18 protein-coding genes, 1 pseudogene and 3 CRISPR repeat arrays are annotated in these 24,806 nt (G+C 52.0%); of the genes and pseudogenes, 14 read left to right on the forward strand and 5 right to left on the reverse strand.

The window, feature by feature from the left end; translation table 11 throughout:
* Positions 1-21: 21 nt before the first annotated feature.
* The 6 genes from K3T82_RS38310 (at position 22) to K3T82_RS38335 (ending at position 7,998) form a co-directional block, all read left to right on the forward strand.
* Complete coding sequence (locus tag K3T82_RS38310) at positions 22-1,911, forward strand: hypothetical protein (RefSeq protein WP_220198786.1); 1,890 nt, start codon at positions 22-24, stop codon at positions 1,909-1,911.
* Between the two features lie 17 nt (positions 1,912-1,928).
* Entirely contained in the window at positions 1,929-2,942 is a 1,014-nt protein-coding gene (locus K3T82_RS38315) for a DevR family CRISPR-associated autoregulator (RefSeq protein WP_220198787.1), read from the forward strand.
* Between the two features lie 19 nt (positions 2,943-2,961).
* Positions 2,962-3,696, forward strand: coding sequence for a hypothetical protein (locus tag K3T82_RS38320; RefSeq protein WP_220198788.1), 735 nt, complete (start codon positions 2,962-2,964; stop codon positions 3,694-3,696).
* Positions 3,697-3,719: 23 nt separating this feature from the next.
* Positions 3,720-4,709, forward strand: a complete 990-nt coding sequence (gene cas6, locus K3T82_RS38325; RefSeq protein ID WP_220198789.1) for a CRISPR system precrRNA processing endoribonuclease RAMP protein Cas6 — start codon at positions 3,720-3,722, stop codon at positions 4,707-4,709.
* 755 nt (positions 4,710-5,464) lie between these two features.
* Positions 5,465-6,311: a CRISPR direct-repeat array (repeat unit 37 nt; unit sequence CTTACAGGATCCTCTAGCGGATCGAAGCCACTGCTAC).
* A 323-nt stretch (positions 6,312-6,634) separates the two neighbouring features.
* Complete coding sequence (locus tag K3T82_RS38330; protein WP_220198790.1) at positions 6,635-7,309, forward strand: hypothetical protein; 675 nt, start codon at positions 6,635-6,637, stop codon at positions 7,307-7,309.
* The gene (locus K3T82_RS38335) at positions 7,282-7,998 is read left to right on the forward strand and encodes a transposase (RefSeq protein ID WP_220198791.1); all 717 of its coding nucleotides are present in this window, start codon (positions 7,282-7,284) and stop codon (positions 7,996-7,998) included. The genes K3T82_RS38330 and K3T82_RS38335 overlap by 28 nt, the downstream gene beginning before the upstream one ends.
* A gap of 281 nt (positions 7,999-8,279) precedes the next feature.
* Positions 8,280-8,757: a CRISPR direct-repeat array (repeat unit 37 nt; unit sequence GTAGCAGGTCAGTCGATCCGATAAAGGATCCTGCAAG).
* Between the two features lie 1,381 nt (positions 8,758-10,138).
* Here K3T82_RS38335 and K3T82_RS38340 read toward each other — a convergent pair.
* The 3 genes from K3T82_RS38340 to K3T82_RS38350 all read right to left on the reverse strand — a co-directional run bounded on the left by K3T82_RS38340 (position 10,139) and on the right by K3T82_RS38350 (position 13,153).
* Positions 10,139-10,495: a restriction endonuclease gene (locus tag K3T82_RS38340; protein ID WP_220198792.1), complete on the reverse strand. Its 357-nt coding sequence runs from the start codon at positions 10,493-10,495 to the stop codon at positions 10,139-10,141.
* 1,525 nt (positions 10,496-12,020) lie between these two features.
* Positions 12,021-12,608, reverse strand: coding sequence for a transposase (locus K3T82_RS38345; protein WP_220198793.1), 588 nt, complete (start codon positions 12,606-12,608; stop codon positions 12,021-12,023).
* Positions 12,605-13,153 carry a helix-turn-helix domain-containing protein gene (locus K3T82_RS38350; protein WP_220198794.1) on the reverse strand — a complete coding sequence of 183 codons (549 nt, stop codon included), beginning with the start codon at positions 13,151-13,153 and terminating at the stop codon, positions 12,605-12,607. The genes K3T82_RS38345 and K3T82_RS38350 overlap by 4 nt, the downstream gene beginning before the upstream one ends.
* Before the next feature lie 153 nt (positions 13,154-13,306).
* On the opposite strand from K3T82_RS38350, the gene K3T82_RS38355 reads away from it, so the two are divergent.
* The 6 genes and pseudogenes from K3T82_RS38355 (at position 13,307) to K3T82_RS50475 (ending at position 20,179) form a co-directional block, all read left to right on the forward strand.
* On the forward strand, positions 13,307-14,608 hold the full coding sequence (locus K3T82_RS38355; RefSeq protein ID WP_220198795.1) for a transposase: 1,302 nt from the start codon (positions 13,307-13,309) through the stop codon (positions 14,606-14,608).
* Between the two features lie 84 nt (positions 14,609-14,692).
* Positions 14,693-15,241: a helix-turn-helix domain-containing protein gene (locus K3T82_RS38360; RefSeq protein WP_220198794.1), complete on the forward strand. Its 549-nt coding sequence runs from the start codon at positions 14,693-14,695 to the stop codon at positions 15,239-15,241.
* On the forward strand, positions 15,238-15,825 hold the full coding sequence (locus tag K3T82_RS38365) for a transposase (RefSeq protein WP_220198796.1): 588 nt from the start codon (positions 15,238-15,240) through the stop codon (positions 15,823-15,825). Before K3T82_RS38360 ends, K3T82_RS38365 begins: the two co-directional genes overlap by 4 nt.
* A 386-nt stretch (positions 15,826-16,211) precedes the next feature.
* Positions 16,212-17,961: direct repeats of the CRISPR family, unit length 37 nt; unit sequence GTAGCAGCTCTGTCGATCCGCTTGAGGATCCTGCAAG.
* A gap of 424 nt (positions 17,962-18,385) precedes the next feature.
* Positions 18,386-18,805: a hypothetical protein gene (locus K3T82_RS38370; RefSeq protein WP_220198797.1), complete on the forward strand. Its 420-nt coding sequence runs from the start codon at positions 18,386-18,388 to the stop codon at positions 18,803-18,805.
* 69 nt (positions 18,806-18,874) lie between these two features.
* Positions 18,875-19,480: a hypothetical protein gene (locus tag K3T82_RS38375; RefSeq protein ID WP_220198798.1), complete on the forward strand. Its 606-nt coding sequence runs from the start codon at positions 18,875-18,877 to the stop codon at positions 19,478-19,480.
* Between the two features lie 472 nt (positions 19,481-19,952).
* Positions 19,953-20,179 (forward strand): annotated as a pseudogene (locus K3T82_RS50475) (hypothetical protein).
* Positions 20,180-20,260: 81 nt separating this feature from the next.
* On the opposite strand, the gene K3T82_RS38380 reads toward K3T82_RS50475, so the two are convergent.
* A complete protein-coding gene (locus K3T82_RS38380; RefSeq protein WP_220198799.1) occupies positions 20,261-20,461 on the reverse strand; it encodes a hypothetical protein in 201 nt (66 codons plus the stop codon).
* A 263-nt stretch (positions 20,462-20,724) separates the two neighbouring features.
* Here K3T82_RS38380 and K3T82_RS38385 point away from each other — a divergent pair, with 263 nt between their 5' ends.
* Positions 20,725-20,958, forward strand: coding sequence for a hypothetical protein (locus K3T82_RS38385; RefSeq protein WP_220198800.1), 234 nt, complete (start codon positions 20,725-20,727; stop codon positions 20,956-20,958).
* A 103-nt stretch (positions 20,959-21,061) separates the two neighbouring features.
* Here K3T82_RS38385 and K3T82_RS38390 read toward each other — a convergent pair whose 3' ends face one another.
* On the reverse strand, positions 21,062-22,867 hold the full coding sequence (locus K3T82_RS38390) for an ABC transporter ATP-binding protein (RefSeq protein ID WP_220198801.1): 1,806 nt from the start codon (positions 22,865-22,867) through the stop codon (positions 21,062-21,064).
* Positions 22,868-23,680: 813 nt separating this feature from the next.
* On the opposite strand from K3T82_RS38390, the gene K3T82_RS38395 reads away from it, so the two are divergent.
* Positions 23,681-24,802, forward strand: a complete 1,122-nt coding sequence (locus K3T82_RS38395; protein WP_220198802.1) for a hypothetical protein — start codon at positions 23,681-23,683, stop codon at positions 24,800-24,802.
* Positions 24,803-24,806: the final 4 nt, after the last annotated feature.

Below are 24,806 nucleotides of genomic sequence, written 5' to 3' on the forward strand. Positions count from 1 at the left end.
ACAATACAGCGAGTAAAGAGCATGCATACTTTTTGGATTAACAAAGTGAGTGGTACTTCTGCCGATACCCTCCTTGCACTTGGATGGGCACAGCTTCTTCAGGAAGTGCTGAAGGTGCTGAGGAAGCATGATAGTCGGCTTTTCATCCGCAATTGCGGAGATTCGTTTGCGATTGAGCTTTCTGAACCACTGTATGAGGAGGAGTTCTATAGTAGCCGCTCAATTCCATTCATTGAGCCGCTTATCACTGTGAAGCAGGATGAACGCCAGGGTAAGAAGGGGCACATTCTTCAAAACGGATTTGAGTACGACAAAGAGCGTGAGAAACAGAAGCGACTGATCGCCCAGCTTCAGCAGCTTCCAGCCAGGTTGCGGACACCTGATGCTCGCTTCAGGCATGAGCCAGAGTTAGAACAAGTTCTCAGCACCGGGCCACGCAAAGAACTGGCGCACTACCAGGCCATCAATATATTCAAGGTCTCTGATACCTTCAATGATATAGCCTTGCGCTGGCAAGGTTTGACGGTTGAGCAACAATGGCTGGCTATTGGTCTTCTTTATCGACTCTTCTCACAACGAGAGAACGGTGTGAATGTCGCCATCAAAAGCTGGGAGAGACTGGCAAAGGAGCAGCATATAGGCGGAAAATCGATGGCGACCGCCGTTCAGGTTATCAATCCCACGACCGGCAAGGGGGCCAATACAACGAAGAGCAATAAGCTACACAGTGGCGGATTAGAGAGCTTCTGGCTGCTGGAGTTGCTGAAGTTCAAGGGTTTTATGCTTGGTGCCGCACCCTATATGCTCAAGGGGAGTAAGGACCGCAAAACCTATGTGATTGTGCCACAGATAGTAGCGTTGGATACGCTCACGCGCATGATGGAGCAGTTCCGTGCTATCTGCTGGTCCAGTACTGCCATCAAACAGGATATTCTCGCGGCTCTGCGTCTCACCCAGGTCCTGGTAAAACATCGCAGGGAGGCGTTTACCAGCAGACAAGGGCTTGAGGATTGGGAACCTTCGCCTATCGTCAGTATTGCGAGTGGGTTGGATGTCACTTTTTACAAGGATATGGGAAGCGCGCATGCGATCATGAACGCTTCCACCATTAATGTGCCAACCTGGTTCCCAGATCTGACAGAGTTGCCTGCAATAGAGCAGGCAGACCTGCTTCTAGCAGAGCATCTTCGTGTCATCAGACGCATTGAGGGATATCAAGGGAAAGAGGGAAATGAAGAGCTGGAACTCCTGCGTGCCTATCGTGACTTTCTCTCTGGACATGATCTTCGCCCATTTTGGAAATTTGCCGCGCTTTATGGCGGCTACCTGTTTCGCCAGCGCGAGCGTGAGAAAGACGCGAAACGCTGGCTTCCACAACTTACAAAGGAAGGATTGCTTCGACTTATTATGAGCCACCAAAACAACACATCCTTACGTACCATTCTGGAAACACCAGGCTTTCAGAACATCGCGTCAGCCATTCGCGAAGCTACAGTACGAGCGCAGTGGAGACGCAGTCAGGACAAAGATACGAAGTATGAGGTTCGGTATGGGCTTGGGCAGGATCTCATGCGCAAGGCTCGTTACCGCGAAGAGTTCATGGCAGCGCTGAGCGAATTTCTCTTTCTCTATAATGCGGAGACCGCGCGCGAAGAAGAGAAGCTCGCGAAGAAATTGGCTCGCCGTTTGACGAAGGATGATTATCGAACTCATAAGCTTCGCTACCCATCTTCATCGAATGACATGATACAACTCAGCAACTTGCTGGACACCTATCCTACAGAGTTAGTCGCATCCATGCTTATCGCCTATGGCTACTCACGTCTGGACACATTGAAGTCCGAAGATGCGCAAGCCGATGATATCAGCGACGATTTTATAAACACAGAACTGGTGCAAGAAGAAGCCTAAAGAAGGAGTGAAGAACAATGTCCACGACAAGCAATTCCCTGGTTTCGCTTTCTATCGCTGCACGCATGACCCTCAATGTCCATAGCCTCAATAATGAAGGTGGTGAGGGGAATCAGATTCAGACTCGCATGATCGATATTGTTGGCGAAGATAACGTGCTGCATAACGTCAATGCCATCTCTGGCGATATGCTCAAACACGTTCTGATGGAGCACTACTATCGCCGTGCTAAGGAGGAGCATATCAGCTTGTGTACCAGTTGTCAGCGTTTCAATGTCAACCGCATCAACGCCGATGATACATTTCTCAAAAAGACGAAGGGCATCAAAGATGCAGACTTCATTGACCAATTACTTCAGCACTGTGCAATGGATGATATTGGTGGCATCCTGGTGACAGAGGAGAAACGCTCGGTCCCGCGCAAATCTATCTGTGAGTTTGGCTGGGTAGTGGCGCTTCCCGAACTTTCACGTACGGAGAGTTACTTTCACGTCAAATACGCCTCCGAGCGAGGCGAAAATAAGCGCAAAGAAGATGCCAACGATCAGGAGAAAACGGGCGCCAATAGGGGGCAAAACATCTTCCATCGCCCGGCATCTAGCGGTGTATACGCCTTTGTCTGTCACCTGGAACTTGGGCGTATCGGCTATAACGACATCACTCAGAGCTATGCCATCAGTGAAGAGGAGCGTCAGAAGCGTGCGGCATTACTGCTAGAGGGCGTGATGTATTCCTTCCTCGAACTCAATGGTGCGATGCGCTCGACCCAGTTGCCGCACCTTGTCGCGCTTGAGGGGTTTATCTCTACCAGCGACAGCGCTATACCCGCGCCACTTCTCAGCCCACTTATGGGAGGGAGTGATCGGGAGCACCGTTTCGCCTATCGCAAGCAGGCTCAGGAGATTGCGACGGCGCTTAACGGGCAAGGTCCTGAACATGTTCGTCTCCATTCGTTCGATACCCTCAGCGAGTTCGCGCAACGCATGCGCTCCTTGATTGATACCAGCACACCGCAAGCCCTGACATTCTAGCAACACAGGAAGGCTATCTATGTGGACCGTCGCACACTACCTCCCCGTCTCTTTTTTCTCACTTCGACCAGCGAATGCGACCTCTTCGGGTGGCAAGACACTATTGATACCAACGCCATTCGCGATCAAAATGGCGCTGTTGAGTGCTGCTATTCGCGTGCGTGGACTCCAGGAAGGGGAACGGCTGTTCCCTTTCCTACGAGATCTGGAAATTTACCTTGAGCCACCTGAAGAGATGATTGTTGTGAAGAGCTTTAGTAAGATCCGACGAGAACTCAAGGACAAGAGCAATGCCGAGAAAGCCCTGAAGGCGCGGGAGAAGAAGGAATATCCTATGCAACCTACCATCGCCTACCGGGAATACGTCAATTATAAAGGTAGCTTGCGCTTTGCTTGCCAGTATCCAGATGAAGCACCTCTGACGCGGGTACTGCCTGAGCTAGCCACATATGTCAATTACATTGGGAAGCGGGGGGGCTTTCTCCAACTTCTCGCTGTGCCAGAGAATAGCTCAGAGCTTCCTCAGGGAAAGTTTCTCCATCTTACTGCGGATGGTTTGCAAGCCTTTGAGGTCAATGGTACGCTCCAGATGCTGGATGATTGTGGCCCCAGCCTGACATTTAAGCAAGCCGACACGTACAATGAGGCGAAGATCGTTCTCCATAAAGATCGTGTACTCCGTCATGTTGTGCTACCATACCAGCAAATACGCTCATCGCGTAGTTATAGCTGGTATCAACGTCTACCCGTATAGAAAATTATTCAAGGAGGAATAGGATGCAGACCCTTTTACGATCCGCCGCCTTAACGACGACGCACCTCCGCTTTCGAGTTCGCGCCCACACACTATTAGAACTGGATACACATAGTGGCGCTTCACTACGGGGGAGTTTCTTTTATGCTATCATGGACCAGTTTTGCACGAATAAAAGCGCACCCTCATGTAGCGTATGCGTGCTCAATGCGACCTGCCCAGTCAGCGCCATTGCTGCCCCTATGCGGGAAGATAATTCCTGGGGCCACGATATCCCACGCCCATATGTCATCACTCCACCCCTGGAGGGAGCCAGGCGCTACCAACCAGGTGACGGCTTCTCTTTTGAGATGACACTGCTAGGAGGTATTGTCAAACTGCTTCCCTATATTATGCTCTCTATCCAGCAATTCGAACGTGAGGGCCTGGGGCTTCGGTTGGATGAGCATCGGGGTCAACGTGGACAGATACGTGTCGAGCGTGTTGAAGCCTTTCACCCTTTCACAAACGAGCAGCAAACCATCTATGAAGCGGGCAATATGCGAGTTCAGGCCCCAGTGATTACGATCCAGCCGGAAGATTATAAGCGGCGTGCCGAGCAATTGAACCGGCGGCGTATGACGCTGCGGTTTGTTACACCATTGCGCCTCATCGACCAGGATCATCTGGTCCAGCAGGCCCGCTTTCGCCCGCTCATTCGCCGTCTGCTCGAACGCTATCAGGCCCTTGAACAACATTACGGCAACGCCGAAATTGCGTTTAGTAAGGAAGAGCGCGACGCCATTGCACACCTAGCTGATGGCGTTCGCTGTGTCGCTGACAACACGTGTTGGCAAGAGTTGCGCAGCTACTCCAATCGCCAGAAGCGTACGACTCCCACCAGTGGATTGATGGGCGAAGCTACCTTCGAAGGCGACCTGGAACCTTTCCTCGAACTACTCGCCCTTGGCGAACTCATCCACGTTGGTAAGAATGTCGTCAAAGGCAATGGCTGGTACCAGATCCAGTCCTAACTCTACAACTGCATATGCCACAATAGCCAGGAAAGAAAAGTTGATGCCCTGCTTTCCTGGCTATTCTGCTTGAAACCAAACCATATTTAATACATCCTCATGTGGCTTGAATGCCCTGCTACCTACTTAGAGCTTAGTATGCACATAGCCCAGGTATGGAACCTTGCAGGATCCTCAGGCGGATCGAAAGCCCTGCTACAAGGTCCATCAACTGCCTGGCAAAATCAAACTACAAGACTTGCAGGATCCTCTAGCGGATCGAAAGCCCTGCTACACAAAGCGGTATAAATCGGGGTGTTCTGTCTTCACAACCTTGCAGGATCCTGAATCGGATCGAAGCCCCTGCTACTCCCGTTATTGATTACGATGAAATGGAGCATGATAACTTGCAGGATCCTAAAACGGATCGAAGCCCCTGCCACCCACATGACGTAGCCTCATACAACGCTAGTGTGAGGTCTTGCAGGATCCTAAAACGGATCGAAGCCACTGCTGCTTCGCGGCGGTAGGCGCGGTAAAGTTCGCCCAGTCTCTTGCAGGATCCTCATTCAGATCGAAGCCCCTGCTACCCATCGCAAGGGCGGGCGAAAAGGACAGATCGCCCGAACTTGCAGGATCCTGAATCGGATCGAAGCCCCCGCTACCAGTTTCCAGGCTACGTAAACCTCTCTACGTCTCAGTTTTGCAGGATCCTCATTTGGATCGAAGGCCCTGCTTCAAATAGCAATGCGTTGCCTGTGGAACTGTATATGCAACTTACAGTATCCTTTAGCGGATCGAAGGCCCTGCTACTCTCTGAAGGAAGCACAAAAAGAACTGGAATTATGCAACTTACAGGATCCTCTAGCGGATCGAAGCCACTGCTACGGGATTGGTGCACTCTCAAGTGTCAGTGCGTGTTTTGCTTACAGGATCCTCTAGCGGATCGAAGCCACTGCTACAGCCATCTCTTACAGCCAGACAAGCGAGTGAAGAGCACTTACAGGACCCTCTCGCGGATCGAAGGCCCTGCTACTTTGCGCCCGCGTTCTTTTGCGCTATGGTTGTGTTGTCCTTACAGGATCCTCTCCCGGATCGAAGGCCCTGCTACTTTACTCTTCGACTGTGACGTGGTTCCGGTTCGTTTCTTACAGGATCCTCTCCCGGATCGAAGGCACTGCTACGAGATCAATACGAGATTCTGGTCGACCACAATGAATCTTACAGGATCCTCTAGCGGATCGAAGCCACTGCTACTTTCCTGTTCTTTTGCGTTAAGGGTTTGCATAGCAACTTACAGGATCCTCTAGCGGATCGAAGCCACTGCTACCCTCTGCCTGGATGATCGCTTCTGTCTCCGTCGCGCTTATAGGATCCTCTAGCGGATCGAAGGCACTGCTACGATACAAGTGGATCTGTCCCGGCGCGATCTCATGCGACTTACAGGATCCTCTAGCGGATCGAAGGCACTGCTACTCGATATATGGACATTAGCACAGCAAGTGGCTGAACTTACAGGATCCTCTAGCGGATCGAAGGCACTGCTACCATTAGGTTTTGCCCGGTATTGGGCTGGCCCTGATAAACTTACAGGATCCTCTCGCGGATCGAAGGCACTGCTACCGAATAGCTGTGGGTCAGTATAGGTGGTGTGTTTTTCTATTCTGGTTAGTTTAGGCCGTTTCTTGAGCCTCTCAGCGCGTCAATGTTGATGAATGTTTCTCCTCTAGTATAGCATAAACTGTGCTGTTCCGAAAATCGTTTTTTTGCGCCAAAAGCCAGGGGATTTTCGAACGGAAATTGCGGATTATAGAGCTTAAGGGACTATACGTGCGCCGATCTGGGCTTATCAGGTTGCACCCAAAACTCGGGGCTAGAAAGAGAGAGATTTCGAGCTGTGATAGGATGCGCACAAAGCTGAAAACAAGCACAGAAAGGAATCTCTCATGCAGGTAACAGTATCGCTCACGCTTGAGGTGAATGCAAATGCCAGCTTGACCCAGATGGAAGAACAGGTGCAACAGGCAGGTCAACGCTGGACGCGTTCCACGCTCAAAGACGTCGTGGGAGTGTGGGAACACGCTCATCGAGGATGCCCTCGCTGTGGCAGCACACAGGTGCGCACCGAAGGTACCACAGGCCGAAACATCCAGACCCTCTTCGGACCAGTGTACCTGGCTCGACGTCGCTTTCGTTGCCAGCGATGCCACCAGCGCTGGTGTCCTTGCAAGCGCTTGCTCTCGACGTTGCACCAGGCTCGGGTCACCCAGCCATTGCGCGAAGCGGCGATCATGGTGGGTGCCTCCTGGCCCTATCGGCAAGCCGCCGGGTGCCTCAAACGGCTCACTGGAGCCCAGATCAGCGCCGAAGAGATTCGTTTGCTGACCAATGAACAGGGCAAGATCGTGGCCCATCACCAGGCCCAGCAGGCCGAGTCCGCGACCTTGCTCCCCTCCACCCCGCCCGCGCAGCCACAAGAGGAGCAGCAACGTTGTGTGATTGGGCTGGATGGAGGATGGATCTGCAATCGGGACAAACGAGGAGGGATGGAAGGCAAAGTGGGGGTCATCGCCAGCGGCAAGAATGGGGCGCCGTGCCACCACAGCCCAACTCAGCCATGACCTGGGTGCAGGTGAATCGCTACATGCAGACCCATCGCCATCCTCCCCGCCAGCGCAGCCGCTGGAGCAGGCGTCGCTATGTGGCGACCTTTGCTCCATCTCGTGCACTGGGTCAACAAGCAGCCCAAGCGGTGCACGAGCTGGGATTGCAACAGCACCCTCAGGTCGTGGTGGCTGATGGAGCCCATTGGATCAAAAAGGAAGCCAGCACGCATTTTCCTCATGCGGAATGTATCTTGGATTGGCCGCACCTGTGGCGAACAGTGCGCAAAGCGGCCAATGCGGTAGGGGCGCTCACCAAGCATCCTCAAGAGGAGCAGGCACGCCTGGTGAGCCAGTTGAGCACTTGGTTATGGAAAGGAGAGGTTGAGAAGGCTCAAGCTCAACTCAAGCAGCGGCGACGGGAACTCGCCGATCAACCTTCTCAGCGCCTCGCAGCCCTCAGGCAAGCCATCATCTATCTGGACAAACAGCGCGACTGGATCGGGTCCTATGAGCACTGGAAGCAAAAGGGCTACCCAGTGGGCAGCGGGATCATCGAGCGGGCGGTCTCCCTGGTGATCAATCGACGCATGAAACGGCGCGGAATGCGCTGGTTGCGCGCTCATGCGACGGCGGTGGTCGCCTTGCGAGTCGACATGCTCAATCACGATTGGCAGCTTCCTGTTCCTGCTCGTGGCTTTCCGTGATCTTCCCTCCTTCTCATGGTTCAGCTTAGCCCTGGGTTTTGGGTAGAGCCTCTTAAGGCATACAAATTTCCTGAATTTCGAGAATAAAGATACAATTCATTATAAAAGTTATCCGAAAATCCCCCTGCTTTTTGGGCAGAAAACGATTTTCGAAAACGCATCAGCTATGGTATACTCACAGAGGTATATCAGATAAAATTGAGGCTCTGAGATACTCAGCAAAGGGCTCAAAACGACCAAAACGCAAAAACATACCACCCCTTCACATTTCTCAACCTGCGGTAGCAGGTCAGTCGATCCGATAAAGGATCCTGCAAGATTGAACCTCATCCACCCGCAAGACGCGAGGGGCATTGTAGCAGGTCAGTCGATCCGATAAAGGATCCTGCAAGACGTTGATTGGGTCAATGGTGGTAGGCTGCTTGAGCATGTAGCAGGTCAGTCGATCCGATAAAGGATCCTGCAAGGACGTTTTAATACATTGGCTTCTGCCTGCTGGTCCTGGTAGCAGGTCAGTCGATCCGATAAAGGATCCTGCAAGAGGTTGGTGAAAAATCAAGGGCCATACACCAGTAATCGTAGCAGGTCAGTCGATCCGATAAAGGATCCTGCAAGTCTCATTGCCGCATGCGCATTGATCCATGTTATTTGGTAGCATGTCAGTCGATCCGCTTAAGGATCCTGCAAGATTGTTGATGCATGACACGCCAATTCTCTGGGCGTAGCATGTCAGTCGATCCGCTTAAGGATCCTGTAAGTAAACTTGCCTCTAGGGAATACATGGTCTCTTCTATTTTGTAGGAACTTGGTCAATCCGTGCGAGGATTCTGCAAGTGATAGATGAGCTGGAGTAAATCCTTTGCCTATGATTGTAGGAGCTAGGTCGATCTGCTTAAGGATCCTGCAAGACTCTTTGAAAATTGCTATGTGGATGTGCTACGAGGGGGATCAGAGGAGTCGATCTGCTCGAGGATCCTGAAAGCATATATGCACTACGGTAACAGCTTTCGTGCGTGGGGTGTAGCAACTCGGTCGATTCTTTAGAGGATCCTGCAAGCCGCTGCCACGGAATGGCGAACTTGAGTAGCAGAGGAGTCGATCCTCTCGAGGATCCTGCAAGGACGAGAGGATGGAAAAGAAGATGAGCCACTGTGTATGTAGGAGTTGGGGCGATCCGTGCGAGGATCCTGCAAGTGGTCGGGAGAGCTTTTACGCGTCGACCTCGGCGAAGTAGCATGTCAGTCGATCCGTTAGAGGATCCTGTAAGAAGATAGGGTTCGCGCTTACTGCATCGTGAATACGGATGTAGCAGAGAAGTCGATCTGGTAGAGAATTCTGCAATGCATATTGATATATTTCAATGTGTGAGGGTCAGGATAGCAGAGTATTCGATCCGGTAGAGGATCCTGCAAGTCGCTATATGTGAGGGTCTTGAGTACCTTATCCAGGTAGCAGTGATGTCGATCCGGTAGAGGATCCTGCAAGTCTGGCAGAGGCAAATCAAATTCGCGTGAGAGAGAGGTATCAGAGGAATCGATCCGTCGTAGGATCCTGCAAGAGCGGTGAGGATCATTTATCTATGGTTATGGATATAGTAGCAGAGTATTCGATCCGGTAGAGGATCCTGCAAGCCCCGTTCCGCAATACGCCAGCGTGCGCTACAATCAGGTAGCAGAAGAGTCGATCCGGTAGAGGATCCTGCAAGATTTTCGCATGTGCAATTAGCGTCAGCAGACAATGCATGTAGCAGAGGAGTCGATCTGAGGGAGGATCCTGCAAGTTGTCCGCCTGATCTGTGAAGGGGACTGCATAGTAATGTAGGAGTGATGTGATTTCGTATAACTAGGTTCTGCTTGCAGAACCTAGTTATACGAAATCACATCACTCGCACTCTGCATCAGACAGATTCCAGGGATAACTTGTACTCATCCTTCCAGTTTATCATGTGAGGCCATCTTTGTGATGAACAAAACACGGTCTGAGAAACGTAGGCCTGGAGGAAGAGGTAGACAGAGATCCAGGCGATGCTAATCAGGATGGTTTCTGTTGACATGTTATCAATCATATCTGCCTCTCCACGCCCAATTTTCGTGCTTTTTCTATGAATTATGGGGCCTGAGTGAGACTTTCCAAAAAGATCTTAGTTATCAGGTTGCGCATCCTTCCAGTCCGAAGGGGCCTCGATCTTTGCCTCTATATCTGCGTGCTCTGCCAGGAGATAGAGCAGGTTGCTGCCGCTCAAGAGTTCGATAGGCTTGCCTTCTGCGAATTCGTACGACGCTTTGCCGTATCCACTGGTTGTAATTAAAATGCCTTTCGATGCGCCCTCATTTTGCAGTGTGCCGAAGAGGTCGCGTACCGCGCTCACTCCTACCGTATTTTTGTAGCGTTTTGCCTGTATAACAACCTTGCCGCCGAAAATGGGTCGTGGGTCAAAAGCGACACAGTCAACGCCCCCATCGCGTGAGGCCTGCGTTTGCCTGGTTTCCAGGCCCATTTTTGAAAGAGGTTCGTTATGAGTCCTTCAAATTCGTTGGGGGTAAGCTCCATCAAGTTGACGCGCTGGTCAAGAGTGGAGAGAATATCCGTACTCTCGATGAAGCGTGGATCAACCATGTTCAGTTCCATCACAGGCCTCACAGGCGCCAACTCTGAGGGACTTTTTGAGATAGAGGCATTGAGTACCTTGAGGCAAGCTTCAGGCTCGACCAGCTTGAGGTTGAGTTTGTTGAATGTATCCTGGTTGGTTCGCACCGTCACAAGACAGGTTCGCATCGTATGTCCTGTTCCCTTATCCAGGCTCTCAACATAGCCATTCAAAACGGTGGTTTCCAGGTATCCCATACGGTCGGCTTTGAAGAGCTCATAGAGCGTCCGTAAGACAACCTGAGACAGAACAGAGGCATAGAGTGTTTTCCGCTGAGCTAATGAGCGAGCGGATTCTGTAATAGCGTCTTTCGTCTTTAGGTATTTATAAGTACTGACTGCAGGGATAACGTCAAGCGAAGGAAGGTCATATTCCACGATCGCTTGTTTTGATTCTGGGATATAGGCTACTTTTGCCTGTTGAGGAAAGCCTTCTGGATATTCACTTGAGGTCAGAACAAGGGTAAAATAGTTTGTGATAGCGCTGGGTGAGCCGCTCTTGAGATCCCGATGGAATGCATCGATTTCTGCATGCTGTTCCTCAACTTTGCGTCGTTGCGCATCCACCTTCTTTTCATGATCGGATCTGGCTCCCGCCAGAGAATACTGACGCCGTTGTTCACGTTCTGCATGCTCAGTGATTTGATTCCTGTGTCTTTCTTGTAGTCGTAAAACCTCTTGTGCATGCCTCTCTCTGGCCCCTGGAACAAGTTTTTGCAAACCACTTGGTTTAGGTGGGAAAAAGGGAGGAGGTGGTGATGGTTCAATACTGGAAGATTGCGTGAGCATGCCGTAGGCATATTTCTCAGCGATGTAACAGAGAAAACGATCCGTCGGAGGATCCCGCAAGACCTATCGCTCAAAACAACATAGCGTGAAATCTGCGAGTAGCCGAGGAAACGATCCACTTGAGGATCTTGCAAGTAGCTAGACACTTGGCGAAATAGGATTTGCCAGTACTGTAGCAGAGGAGCCAATCTGATATAGGTGCCTGCAAGTCTGGGAAGGGGAAATCGTTCAAGAAAAAAGTCGATAAGTAACAGAGAAGTCGATCCGTTAAAGGATCATGCAAGTCATCATAGCTAATTTCACCGAGGCCACGAGATTGAGTAGCAGGTCGTTCGACCCGAGCGATGGCCCTGCAAGCTGGTATGGCACGCAGAGAACGACCACGCGGTCGAGGTGTAGTAGCGAGGACGATCCAGTAGAGGATCCCGCAAGTTATACGCCAGATGATGGATAAAGGCACTCGCGGCTGGTAGGAGAGAGGTTGATCCGTCAGAGGATCCTGCAAGAGTAACTGCACCAAAAATAGCCTCCATTTTAGAAGAAAAACACCTAACAATCTATACACACTAAGTGGTGCATCCACCAAATTAACGGATATTGGCCGGGATGGCAATCCCAGATGAACGACGAGGGCGATGACGCCGCTTTCGCCCCCAAACGAAAGGATGACGATGAGCGTTCCAGTAAACTGTCGCTCGATCAATAGCATCACAGACCTGGGAACAGGTCTCGAAGCGCCGCCCTTTGAGCGCCAGGGAACGCAGCGTTTTCCACCAGGGCTCAATCAGGTTCAAGTAAGCGGCATAGGTCGGCTGGAAGACGAATTCCCAACGCGGATACTGCAAAGCAAACAGCAGGACATCGGTTGCCCGATGCATTGCCAGATTATCCAAGATCGCGTAGATGCGTTCGATGCTTTGGGGAACCCACTGCTCAACCTGGTTGAGAAAATCGATCCAGTTTTCCGTCGTTCGCCGGTCGTAGGGCCTCGTCAACGCCTCGCCAGTGGCAGGTTGAAAGGCACCAAAGATATACCCCTTGGCCCGGCGTCCATAGTCGATCTCCTGGCTGGCCCGCTCGGCGGGCTTGCCCTTCTCTGGAGCGGGCTGAGCATGAACCAGTTTCTTCCCCAGAAAACTTTTCGCCGACTCAGGGCCCATTTCATCGAGATTCACGACGGTGCTCCTCTTTGGTGGAACCGTGTAGAGGGTAGTGATGAGCCCCTTTTTTTGGCGAAGTCGGGATCAACCCGTTCGCCAAACCAATGCTCATCTTTGCGCCATCGCAGCCCTTCCGCCTGCAAGATTTCGTTGATCCGGCTGCGCTTGATGGCGATCCCTTTTTCCTCATTGAGGTACACCTCAAACCGATCTAGGGTCCAGTGCCCAAAGGGCAAACCGAGGTCATCGGGCTTGGTAAGAGCGGTCGCCACCACGACTGAGACCTCCTGGGGACTATATGTTGGCGGTCGCCCGGTTCGGTCCTCATCAAAGAGTCCAGGTAATCCTGCCTCGTTAAAGCGATGGAGCCAGTTGCGCACGGTATTCTCCGCGACTCCTAACCGGGTTGCGATCTGGGGAACACGCTGTTGTTCGCTCGCCCATTGCACTATCTTGGCTCTTTCTACCTGCCTTGCTGGCGCTGTTCTAGAACGGCTCAAATGCTCTATCATCTTGCTTTCTTCGTCAGTCATCGCTCGTACTTGTAAAATCTTTGGCATGGAACACCTCACTTTTGAGATGTTCCTATTTTACCATTACTTGGTGGATGCACCACTAAGTTTGCACTTTCCAAATGGGTAAAAAATTGAAAGCATGGAAGACTCATGATACAAAAGAAACAAGCAAAAAACGTCTTTTGTCAGGAGTCAGCCATGCCACACCCTATTGTATGTCTGGACGCGCGTTTTCGCCAGTATCTCGAACACTGGCAGACCTTGTTTTCGCGCCCACAATTTCAGCACTTCGTCACCGTGCTGCTTGCGTTGGTCGTCGGTTCCCAAGGGTTCACGCTCTTGCACTTCAAACGGGCGGTGGCTGGGAGCAAAAGCCTGGCAAGTCTGAGCCGTTTCTTTGCTCAAGCTCCGTGGGACCAAACGCCTCTGCATGCCCTGGCCTGGTCTCGCTTTGTGGCTCAGATGCAGCCCTGGGTCCACCAGGATCTCTCACACCAGCGCACGTTGCAACCTGTTGGACGAGGTCGCCCTCGCAAGCTCTTCGTGATAGGCTACTTGATTGGCGATGACTCGACGATAGGCAAGCCAAAAGGCGTAAAGATGCAAGGCCTGGGGCGACATCACGACAGCAAGCAGAACCAGCGGGTCAAGGGCCATTCCCTGGTGCAAGGCCTCTATGTCTTGCTTGGACAGCATTTTCCGCTCGAGCCCCGACTCTATCGTCAGCAGGCGACCTGTGTGCAAGAAGGGATCCCTTTCCAGAGCAAGATTGCCCTCATGATCGAGATCATCAAGCAGTTTGAGCCACCGCAGAACACGCTCACCCATGTGTTGCTCGGCAGTTGGTACAGCGCCAAAGCCATCTGGAAAGCGGCGCGAGATCGTGGCTTTTTGATCACCACGGCCTTGCGCAGCAATCGCTCAGTGCGCATCCCGGATGCGACCTCGCCACAAGGCTGGCGTTGGCAACGCCTTTGCGCCTATGACGAAAGCTTACCGGATGTGGCCTTTGTGCCCTGTGCCTGGCCGCGCAACCCCGAACATCGGGTGTGGGTGCATGTATTGAACAGTTCGGTGAAAAGCTTGTATCGCTGTCAACTGATCATCATTCGTCAGCATCTCGATGATCCAGTGAGCCGGGCCCGCTTCTGGGCTTCAAGCGATCTGCAGGCCGATGTGGAGCAGTTGCTCACCTCTATCTCTCGTCGTTGGGACATCGAGGTTTTCTTTGAAGACGTCAAAGAACTGCTGGGCATTGATCACTATCAACTGATGAGTGCCCAGGGGCTGCAGCGCTATTGGAGCTTGTGCTGGATCGCCTTCTCCTTTCTGGAGGAGCATCGCGGCTCCTTGCAGACCCAGCGGCAACGGCATGTAACGCTGGGGGAAGCCAAACGGGATCTCCAGCACATTCATCACCGCTTGCTTGTGGCATGGATCACTGATCACGCGCGTCAAGGCACCACAAGCGATCAAATTGCTGATCTCTTGGCCGCTTAAGCGGCTTGTTTGTAAATGTGCAAACTTAGTGGTGCATCCACCAAGTAATGGTAAAATAGGAACATCTCAAAAGTGAGGTGTTCCATGCCAAAGATTTTACAAGTACGAGCGATGACTGACGAAGAAAGCAAGATGATAGAGCATTTGAGCCGTTCTAGAACAGCGCCAGCAAGGCAGGTAGAAAGAGCCAAGATAGTGCAATGGGCGAGCGAACAGCAGCGTGTTCCCCAGATCGCGACCCGGTTAGGAGTCGCGGAGAATACCGTGCGCAACTGGCTCCATCGCTTTAACGAGGCAGGATTACCTGGACTCTTTGATGAGGACCGAACCGGGCGACCGCCAACATATAGTCCCCAGGAGGTCTCAGTCGTGGTGGCGACCGCTCTTACCAAGCCCGATGACCTCGGTTTGCCCTTTGGGCACTGGACCCTAGATCGGTTTGAGGTGTACCTCAATGAGGAAAAAGGGATCGCCATCAAGCGCAGCCGGATCAACGAAATCTTGCAGGCGGAAGGGCTGCGATGGCGCAAAGATGAGCATTGGTTTGGCGAACGGGTTGATCCCGACTTCGCCAAAAAAAGGGGCTCATCACTACCCTCTACACGGTTCCACCAAAGAGGAGCACCGTCGTGAATCTCGATGAAATGGGCCCTGAGTCGGCGAAAAGTTTTCTGGGGAAGAAACTGGTTCATGCTCAGCCCGCTCCAGAGAAGGGCAAGCCCGCCGAGCGGGCCAGCCAGGAGATCGACTATGGACGCCGGGCCAAGGGGTATATCTTTGGTGCCTTTCAACCTGCCACTGGCGAGGCGTTGACGAGGCCCTACGACCGGCGAACGACGGAAAACTGGATCGATTTTCTCAACCAGGTTGAGCAGTGGGTTCCCCAAAGCATCGAACGCATCTACGCGATCTTGGATAATCTGGCAATGCATCGGGCAACCGATGTCCTGCTGTTTGCTTTGCAGTATCCGCGTTGGGAATTCGTCTTCCAGCCGACCTATGCAGCTTACTTGAACCTGATTGAGCCCTGGTGGAAAACGCTGCGTTCCCTGGCGCTCAAAGGGCGGCGCTTCGAGACCTGGGAACAGGTCTGCGATGCTATTGATCGAGCGACAGTTTACTGGAACGCTCATCGTCATCCTTTCGTTTGGGGGCGAAGGCGGCGTCATCGCCCTCGTCGTTCATCTGGGATTGCCATCCCGGCCAATGTCCGTTAATTTGGTGGATGCACCACTTAGTGCTATACAGAATGGAATGAAGATTTCTTTCATTGCCATTCGTTGATTATCTATAACCATCTATATTTTGCCCTTTCCCGAGCCTCATCCGAAAATCCCTGAAGCTTCAAAGTTAAATAGGGTTAAATTGGCCTTGATATGCTGCAAAATTAACCTGAGAAACAATAGAAAGATGTAGGAATAGACAAAAGGCGCCCGAAAATCCCCCCGCTTTTTGGGCAAAAAAACGATTTTCGAATAGGTACCAGATATGGTATACTCACAGAAGCATATCGATTAAATTCGAGACCATGAGACGCTCAACAACGGGCTTAAAACAACTAAAACGTAAAAACATACCACCCACCATCATTTACCACCCTGCGGTAGCAGCTCTGTCGATCCGCTTGAGGATCCTGCAAGTTTAATGTTGAGAGTGTGAGTCTCACCATCGACGCTGTAGCAGCTCTGTCGATCCGCTTGAGGATCCTGCAAGTTGCTAAGTTTCTTCCATGCAGCAGCTATAGCGGGCAGTAGCAGCTCTGTCGATCCGCTTGAGGATCCTGCAAGTCCAGTACCACACAGCAACTCTTACAAGAGTATGAGAATCAGTAGCAGCTCTGTCGATCCGCTTGAGGATCCTGCAAGTGTTGTCCTTACCAGTTGGTGCAGATCGCGGCTATGTAGCAGCTCTGTCGATCCGCTTGAGGATCCTGCAAGATATGGGACTGATGTGCGCGAACAGGACAGGCTCATCAGTAGCAGCTCTGTCGATCCGCTTGAGGATCCTGCAAGTCCTATGGCAATGCGATATACGCCAGTACAATGGCGTAGCAGCTCTGTCGATCCGCTTGAGGATCCTGCAAGTTTAGATAAAGAGTATTCGTCTTTAATGCCTCACTCAAGTAGCAGCTCTGTCGATCCGCTTGAGGATCCTGCAAGTTGAATATGGTAGGCATTTTGAATGAGGCTGTGGAGCGTAGTAGCAGCTCTGTCGATCCGCTTGAGGATCCTGCAAGATACTCTTTACTAGCACCTGCGCGGGCTTGCCTGGGTAGCAGCTCTGTCGATCCGCTTGAGGATCCTGCAAGACAGATAACCCTCGGCAATCGTACCTGAAAAGGGTGGATGTAGCAGCTCTGTCGATCCGCTTGAGGATCCTGCAAGTTCAATCACATGATGATGTCTGAATGCACCTTCAGCAGGTAGCAGCTCTGTCGATCCGCTTGAGGATCCTGCAAGTTCGAATAGAATATCCCGCAACAACCGCTGTTATCAAAACAGTAGCAGCTCTGTCGATCCGCTTGAGGATCCTGCAAGATAGGCAAGAATGACGTATTTACCTGGGAAGTAGGGGTAGCAGCTCTGTCGATCCGCTTGAGGATCCTGCAAGGCGAAGGCAAGAAGGACCCTGAAGAGACAAGGCTCAAGGTAGCAGCTCTGTCGATCCGCTTGAGGATCCTGCAAGAGCGCTCACATACCACGATAGCTGTCCCGCTCGCATGTAGCAGCTCTGTCGATCCGCTTGAGGATCCTGCAAGGTCCAGGCGGCGCGCTCATTCTCGTAGAGCAAGTAGTAGGTAGCAGCTCTGTCGATCCGCTTGAGGATCCTGCAAGTGATGAAGCTGCTGGCGGAAGTGAACGAGCGGTACGACGGTAGCAGCTCTGTCGATCCGCTTGAGGATCCTGCAAGTTTTCTCCAATAAGGTCGCCAGGCCGTCAAGCCAGGGTAGCAGCTCTGTCGATCCGCTTGAGGATCCTGCAAGTCAAATGACTTCTGGGAATGTGATCGGTATTCTGCTAGTAGCAGTTCTGTTGATCCGCTTGAGGATCCTGCAAGCTCAAGGTCTGCCATTTTTGCGGGCAGGAGGGCGTCAGGTAGCAGTTCTGTCGATCTGCTTGAGGATCCTGCAAGCTATATTGGTGATGGTTGCGGTAATGAGATGATGGGCGTAGCAGCTCGTTCGATCCGTACGAGGATCCTGCAAGATTAAAACGTGGTTATCCGAATCAATGATGGTATTCGTAGCAGTTCTGTCGATCCGCCAGAGGATTCTGCAAGCAAGTTGGATGAGAGGTGTCTGCTGCATATTTTACTCGTAGCAATTCTGTCGATCCGAAGTAGGATCCTGCAAGTCCTTAAACCAGATGTTGAAATCTTCGTCAATCGAAAGTAGGAGTTAGATCGATCCGTCAGAGGATCCTGCAAGAGAGAATGAGAGCGCGTACTCCTCGCGCAATGAGCTTGTAGGAGTTAGATCGATCCGCACAAGGATCCTGCACGTATGGCTATGTGCGCGCGAAACACCGTAAGGAGCTAGATTGATCTGAACGAGAATCCTGTAAGACAATCGCTGCTCCCGCTATGGTAGATTGCACGGCCTGTGTCAGAGGAATCGATCCGAAGGAGGATCCTGCAAGTGCATATCAAAGCTCTTTGTTGTGAGCCAGGTCGAGTGTAAGAAGTGTAAGAGGAGTCAATCCGAAGGAGGATCTTGCAAGAATCCACTCCATTTACACGGCATCCCGCGATATAATTGAGTAGCAGGTCGGTCGATCCGTGCGAGTATCCTGCAAGTGCACGCATCGCTACAGTAGTGCCGATCTCTTCCGAGTAGCACGTTGTGAGCGCACGCGCCGCCTCTTCCATTGTCTTGACGAAAGCCGCCAAGCCAATATGCAGCGTTGGCTCAGCTTCAGCGACCACTTGTCGCCGCATATCCATCTTTCTCGGACCACAAGAGAGACACGACCAGCGATCACAGCGCGCACGCCTCACTTTGCCCGCTTCCCGATGACGCAACGTTCAGGCATCTGGACTCACATAGAGCGTATCGGTTCTATCCTCCAAATGCCATTCCGCCCGCTCTTCTACCGTCAGGGGATTTCCTGGTCAATACATCATCCAACTCCTCTCATACATACTCAGCGTGACCCAGGCAAATCAAATCGTTATATACTTAAGCTCAATAACACATGAAGGGAAGCTCGTAATGCACGCTTCCTTTAGCTCTCTCACGATCTTATTTTTCTTTTCAGGAGGAACACATTGTCCAAACAAAAAGACCAGCAATGGGCAGTAAATGAGATGGAAAATTGGTTAGCCCATCCAATGGAATTCGGGGAAAAACCAAGAGAAGCGTATGTCATTTACGAAAATGAGGTCAAGTGGCCGAGTGTAGGTCTTACACAAGCCTTTCTGGTTCAATACGAACTAAGTGAAAGAATAAAGGGCATTGGCTTTACAGGACCAATCACATGGAGCTTTATTGGAATCGATTGGGAGAGCTGGAGCAGTTTTACACCTGAGGAATTGATGTATTGTTACGCAGGCTGGTACACCCAATTCACACTTTCGCATCGGGAGGACTATTTGAGGGAATCAAGTCATGAGGCCAAACAAGCATTTTTTGAGCGGCTCAAAATAGATGGCTATAAAGATGCATCATTAAAGGATCAATTCACTCTCGATAATGACGAAGGGGGGACAAGTTTTTATACTGTGGAGGTAAGGAAAGGCGGTGTTCACTACTATGCAATAGGGACAGTAGAGGAGTATAACCTCTATGGAAAAGACTTAGCTCCAATGAAACACCTTCCCCCATTCTACTATTATCTGGGGAAGGAATTAGACCCCTTCGCTCAAGACGAGTAGTATTGCCAGGAGTAATATGCTTTCACACATAAAGGTGTGAGTTCTTCTTATAAGAGTCAAGCAAAGACCCTAGTGCTTGGGCTAGCAGCTTACGCGTTTTTGCTGCATCGCACCGCATGCTTTTGCTGCATCCCGAGCACGGCTATGTACGTCATGGTTGGCTGAGGCTTCTTTCGCCAGGATGTCTTGTTCAGTGACCCCTATGCAGGCTGATCGGTGCCTTGAGGGCATCTGTGGGCTCTTTATGGATGTCTTGCTCATCTCCACGCCTACCCAACGCCTCTTCAAAAAGAGCATGCAACACTAATAAGGAAGATGAGTACTCAAAAGAAGGGGGGAGCTCAGGTGTGGTGTTCATCATTGTTTTTGTACATCGTATAGCCATAAGCAGATGGGAATTTTAAGGAATGCGAAAATCTATGTTCATAAAAGGTACAATATGATCCTACCCAAAGATCGCGATTCTTGATTTATCACCATCTGCCGCGGCGGGACGCTTACGGATTCGGATCCTCACCTTCTCGCTTCATGAGCAGCCGCATGTGCAGAGCACATCCTCCACCTCTGCGAGTTGGTGAAGCCTTCGGATCTGCGCCCATGAAGCGAGAAGGTGATGGAGAGAATGCTGTCCGGAGAGAATGCAGCTGGCAGCGCGACCAGTTGCCGGAGGCGATTCATGATCTTGTCCTCGACAATTAGCGGTTGCGAAACGACAGCTGCTGGCCCGTATTCGATTGTTAATGGGTGAATGTCACCCACTCGTCCTTGGTTGCTCTCTCCTCATAGATCCTCGTCGTCAAACACAGGAGTATGAGGCTCAGCCTCGTACTCACTCCACAGCCCACCCCATGTCTCCACAGAATAGGTTGCGTCTCCAATGTGAGCTGTCGCGGTTTGGCGGCCATCTTCTTCGGCCTGTGTGACGTCCGTTAACGTCACGTTCTCGAACCGACGTCCATCAATTAATTCGACTGTTGCCATAGTATTCTCCCTTCTCTTTTGCTTACTCATCTTCATCGCCAACAGGGACTACTGGGGGCGCGAATAGATCACCCTCGAAGCCCTCCAGGCGCTTTTGTGAAATGTCCCTCCTCCCTTGTAAAAACGGATGACGGGCAATTTCGGGATGACACAGTATAGTTTACATGGGAACGGGCGAGAAAGCCCCGGTCATTTATGCCCGATGCTTACACACAAATATGTCTGATCTTGCCACTGTACGGTGGAGTGAAGGTTTTTACCAGATGGATCCAGATGACATCCTCTGGAATGCTTTTCTGCAAGGGTATATGGAACAACAGCCTCTCTCGAAGACCGATGTGGCGAGTATTCCGATGTTTGTCATGTTACGAGAGATCTGGCACACGGCACTTCTTGCATGGTTGCAGCCTAGTTCAGGAGTCCAAGGATTTGACAAGCTTCTGCAAAGAACCCTTCGCCTCTTACGGGCATGGGAAACAACGCAGTTGAAGCCGTAGAAACCGGAAGAAGCGGAAATGTTCTCAGTGAGGAGAAGGAGGCTTTGAGAAGAGGTGTTCTTGCCTCCTTTGGCGACAGGCTCCTTGTGTTAGGGGAGGCATCTCATTGCTCGGTTTGGCAGAAGCGATGTGGTAGAGGTGAGCGCGAGGGCACTTGCTCCTGGTAGAATTGGGCATAGAGCCCACCTTGCTGGAGGAGTTGGGTGTGCGTTCCACGCTCGACGATGCGTCCAGCGTTCATGACCAAGATTTGGTCGGCAGAGAGGATCGTCGAGAGGCGATGCGCAATCGCCAGCGTCGTGCGTCCTCTCCTGAGTTCTGCGAGAGCCGTTTGCATGAGGCGCTCGGTATGGGTATCGAGGGCGCTAGTCGCCTCGTCGAGAATCAAGATGCGTGGATTTTTGAGTAAGACACGAGCGATGGCGACGCGCTGCTTCTCTCCACCTGAGAGCGCGTAGCCACGTGTGCCCACCACGGTCTCGTAGCCGTGAGGCAGTTGCAGAATGCGTTCGTGGATCTGTGCAGCCTGTGCTGCGGTCATCACCTCATAATCCGTAGCACAGGGATATCCGTAGGCGATATTCTCGCGAATCGTCGCGTTGAATAAGTAGGTTTCCTGGGTGACGATCCCGATCTGCTGGAGGAGGCTCTCCTGCGTCACGGAGCGCACATCCTGGCCATCGATCTCTACCATGCCTTGCTCCACATCGTAGAACCTGGGGAGCAGATAGGCCGTGGTGGTCTTACCTGCGCCGCTTGGACCAACCAGGGCGACGAGTTGCCCTGGTTGAACTGTGAAATCGACCTCTCTCAGCGTTGGTCGCTCCGGTTGATAACGGAAATGCACATGATGGAAGCGAATATGTCCGGTGACCTGACCAAGTACCCTGGCATGGGAACGATCGGCAATCTCGATGGGAAGATCAAGGTAGACAAAAAGGCGTTCGAAGAGGGCGAGTGCTGCTTGGATGCCGAGAGGGACGCCGAGCAACTGACGTAGGGTGGGAAAGAATTGGCTTTGGAGTGTGAGCAAGGCGACCAGTGAACCCAGGCTGATCCGGCCTCCCATGACCTGAAGCCCTCCGAAATAATACGCCAGAGCCGGGACCATGTTGAAAAAGAGGTGCAAGCTCAAGAGGAACCAGCGCCCGATCATCGTCTGGCGGACCTGTATGGTCACCAGCTGTGCACTTGTCGCTCGGAAACGTGTCGTCTCGGCTCGTTGCCTGCCGAAACTCTTGATAAGGAGGACTCCACTGATATTGAGCGTCTCCTCAAGCATAGACAAGACATCGGCCAATGTCTGCTGCGTCTCTTTGCTCGCTCCTCGTACGACCTTCCTCACACGCAGTGTCAGAAAGAGAAAGATGGGTGCCAAGCCGAGGGAAAGAAGTGTCAGTGGCACATTGAGACTGAGCATCACAACCAGTGTGGTTAGCATTACGATCGTATTGGAGAGCGTTTCACTCATTGTCTTGCTGAGGACATCACGCACTCCGTTGATATCGTTGGTCAGGCGTGAGATGATCTCACCTGTGCGTTGCGAGGTGTAGAAGCGGAGGGACATGGCTTGAAGATGTATATACACACCAAGGCGCAAGTGGTGCATGAGAGCTTGAGCCAGCGTGACGTTCAAGTAATCCAGAGCAATGCTGACCAAGCCAGTCACTATCGGCAGTGAGATCAGCGTCAGCGCCAGCCAAGCCAGGAGGGGGAGATCTCTGCGGGGCAATGCCTGGTCAATGATGATTTTCGTGACTTCGGGGACAACGGTGGTCCCAAGGGGAGCATGTATCAGGATCATGACCATGATGAGAACGACACGCCACGTATGCGGGCGAAAGATCCAAAGGAGACGCTTCACGTTCCCAGCTGGAGGAAGTCCGGTTGATGGTCTGTTTTGTCGCATGCAAAATCCCTTTCAAGCAGACATACAAGCGTAGCGTGCCGTGTCATCCCATCTCGTCACGAAAGAGAAAACTCGTCACGCATCGATGAAAGGGGAAAAGGAGACCATGAGACTCTATCGAGCGCGTGAACGGGAGCTAGCATTTGGGAATTGGAATGGAGGTGGAGAGGCATCTAGTATACACCCAAAACTGGGAATTCCTGATGTTTGCAGAGGCGATGTTTCGAGGATATCCAAAATATCCATATCGCTGAAGAGTCAACAGCATTTCCCTGGGGGCAAGCCTGAAGAAATGGGGCGCTCTCACTGAGGAGAAGGAGCGAGCCACCTTCTCCTCAGTACCTGCTCTCAGGTCGCCTTGCAAGGTATTCGTATAGCCGAACATTGTCGGGTCAAAGACTTTCGTCGACAGGGCGAGTCGATTAAACGATCCGAGCAACTGGAAGGCAGAGAAACAGTCCAGCAGGTATGCGATCGCGACCATACAGGGGCGAACACCGGCATCCAGTTTTCTGAGGAACGTTCGTTGGCGAAAGCTCTGCTGATCCGCACCAAGAATCTTTATCCATGTGGCTCTTGCTTCCGCAAGAGCACTCTTTGCAGGCGCATGATGAGGAAAGACGGTAGCTCTCTGGCATCCTCTTGACAAATACCCGTCGGGGGGGTATGCTTTGCTCAAACCCATCCCCGGTGGGTAGGGTAAGGCCAGCCGATGACGTATCCTCCTGCAAACAGATGTGGTGAAACGAGAGGTTGAGCCTTGCCTCACTGAGTATAAAGAGATCATTTTCCTAAGGAAAGGAAATATCTGTTATGAAGACAGCATCATCTCTGCTCCATTCAAACCAGGGACGCGCCAACGTGCGTCCCTGGTTTGAATGGAGCATCGCGTTCTTCTCTACTTGGTTTGTCTTGGGGCTCTACCTCGATGGGTGGGCACATGCCAATGAACTGCCCGACAGTTTTTTCACGCCCTGGCATGCTTTCCTCTACAGCGGCTTCTTGGGGGCCGCAATCATCCTTGTTGGCTCTTTCTTGCGGGCACGCCTTCGTGGGGCCAGCCTCCGTCAGGCGCTTCCCGTCGGGTATAATCTCTCGCTTCTGGGGGTAGGACTTTTTTTGCTGGGTGGTGTTGGGGACATGCTCTGGCACATCTTCTTTGGGATTGAGGCCAACCTTGAAGCGCTCTACAGCCCGACACATCTGCTCCTAGCTGCAAGTGGATTCCTCCTTGTCACTGGTGGATTGCGTTCTGCCTGGTGGCACGTGACCACCACCCGGGGGGCATCCTTCCTGGTGGTACTCTCACTCACCTTGGCGCTCTCTATCCTCACCTTTTTCACGAGCGAGTTTCACCCCTTTGATCATCCCTGGGCCTGGGTTGGATATCGTCCGGCTGCAACTCCCTTTGTTGCTTCTCTCACAACTCACTCGACTCCTGCACTTCTGGATGCAGGGGGAACCAGCCAGGATATTGCTGAGGTCGTGGGGGTGAGCAGTATTCTTCTCCAAAGCGCTCTGTTGATGGCGTTGCTGCTCCTGACAATTCGACGCTTCGGAACCAGACTGCCCTTTGGCTGGCTGACCTTTCTCCTGGGAGTGAACGGACTTGGGATGAGCATTTTCCATTCCACCCCCTGGGTTATTCCTGTCGCTGGCATTGCCGGCCTCATCGCTGATGCTCTCTATCGCTGGCTTGGACCCACTTCCCCACGTATTGTTCAGTTGCGTCTCTTTGCGGCCGTAGTCCCTATCATCCTGTATAGCCTCTACTTCCTGGCGGTGTTCCTGATTGGTGGGGTCTGGTGGTCAATTCATCTGTGGACGGGAGGCATCGCGCTTGCTGGTGTGGTGGGTTGGTTCATGAGTCTGCTTCTGGTTCCTCCTGCAACTCCTGAGCCACAGGCGGAACCTCGCCCACAAGAGGATGCCTAACAGA

Source organism: Ktedonospora formicarum (assembly GCF_016587355.1).
Lineage (GTDB): Bacteria > Chloroflexota > Ktedonobacteria > Ktedonobacterales > Ktedonobacteraceae > Ktedonobacter > Ktedonobacter formicarum.

What these genes read in the sequence shown, in the direction of transcription:
- K3T82_RS38385 (WP_220198800.1), top strand. Translation starts at nt 20,725, where the DNA reads ATGGATCCAGATGACATCCTCTGGAATGCTTTTCTGCAAGGGTATATG.
- K3T82_RS38350 (WP_220198794.1), bottom strand. Translation starts at nt 13,153, where the DNA reads ATGCCAAAGATTTTACAAGTACGAGCGATGACTGACGAAGAAAGCAAG.
- K3T82_RS38360 (WP_220198794.1), top strand. Translation starts at nt 14,693, where the DNA reads ATGCCAAAGATTTTACAAGTACGAGCGATGACTGACGAAGAAAGCAAG.
- K3T82_RS38340 (WP_220198792.1), bottom strand. Translation starts at nt 10,495, where the DNA reads ATGGGCCTGGAAACCAGGCAAACGCAGGCCTCACGCGATGGGGGCGTT.
- K3T82_RS38330 (WP_220198790.1), top strand. Translation starts at nt 6,635, where the DNA reads ATGCAGGTAACAGTATCGCTCACGCTTGAGGTGAATGCAAATGCCAGC.
- cas6 (WP_220198789.1), top strand. Translation starts at nt 3,720, where the DNA reads ATGCAGACCCTTTTACGATCCGCCGCCTTAACGACGACGCACCTCCGC.
- K3T82_RS38395 (WP_220198802.1), top strand. Translation starts at nt 23,681, where the DNA reads ATGAAGACAGCATCATCTCTGCTCCATTCAAACCAGGGACGCGCCAAC.
- K3T82_RS38380 (WP_220198799.1), bottom strand. Translation starts at nt 20,461, where the DNA reads ATGGCAACAGTCGAATTAATTGATGGACGTCGGTTCGAGAACGTGACG.
- K3T82_RS38315 (WP_220198787.1), top strand. Translation starts at nt 1,929, where the DNA reads ATGTCCACGACAAGCAATTCCCTGGTTTCGCTTTCTATCGCTGCACGC.
- K3T82_RS38320 (WP_220198788.1), top strand. Translation starts at nt 2,962, where the DNA reads ATGTGGACCGTCGCACACTACCTCCCCGTCTCTTTTTTCTCACTTCGA.
- K3T82_RS38310 (WP_220198786.1), top strand. Translation starts at nt 22, where the DNA reads ATGCATACTTTTTGGATTAACAAAGTGAGTGGTACTTCTGCCGATACC.
- K3T82_RS38355 (WP_220198795.1), top strand. Translation starts at nt 13,307, where the DNA reads ATGCCACACCCTATTGTATGTCTGGACGCGCGTTTTCGCCAGTATCTC.
- K3T82_RS38390 (WP_220198801.1), bottom strand. Translation starts at nt 22,867, where the DNA reads ATGCGACAAAACAGACCATCAACCGGACTTCCTCCAGCTGGGAACGTG.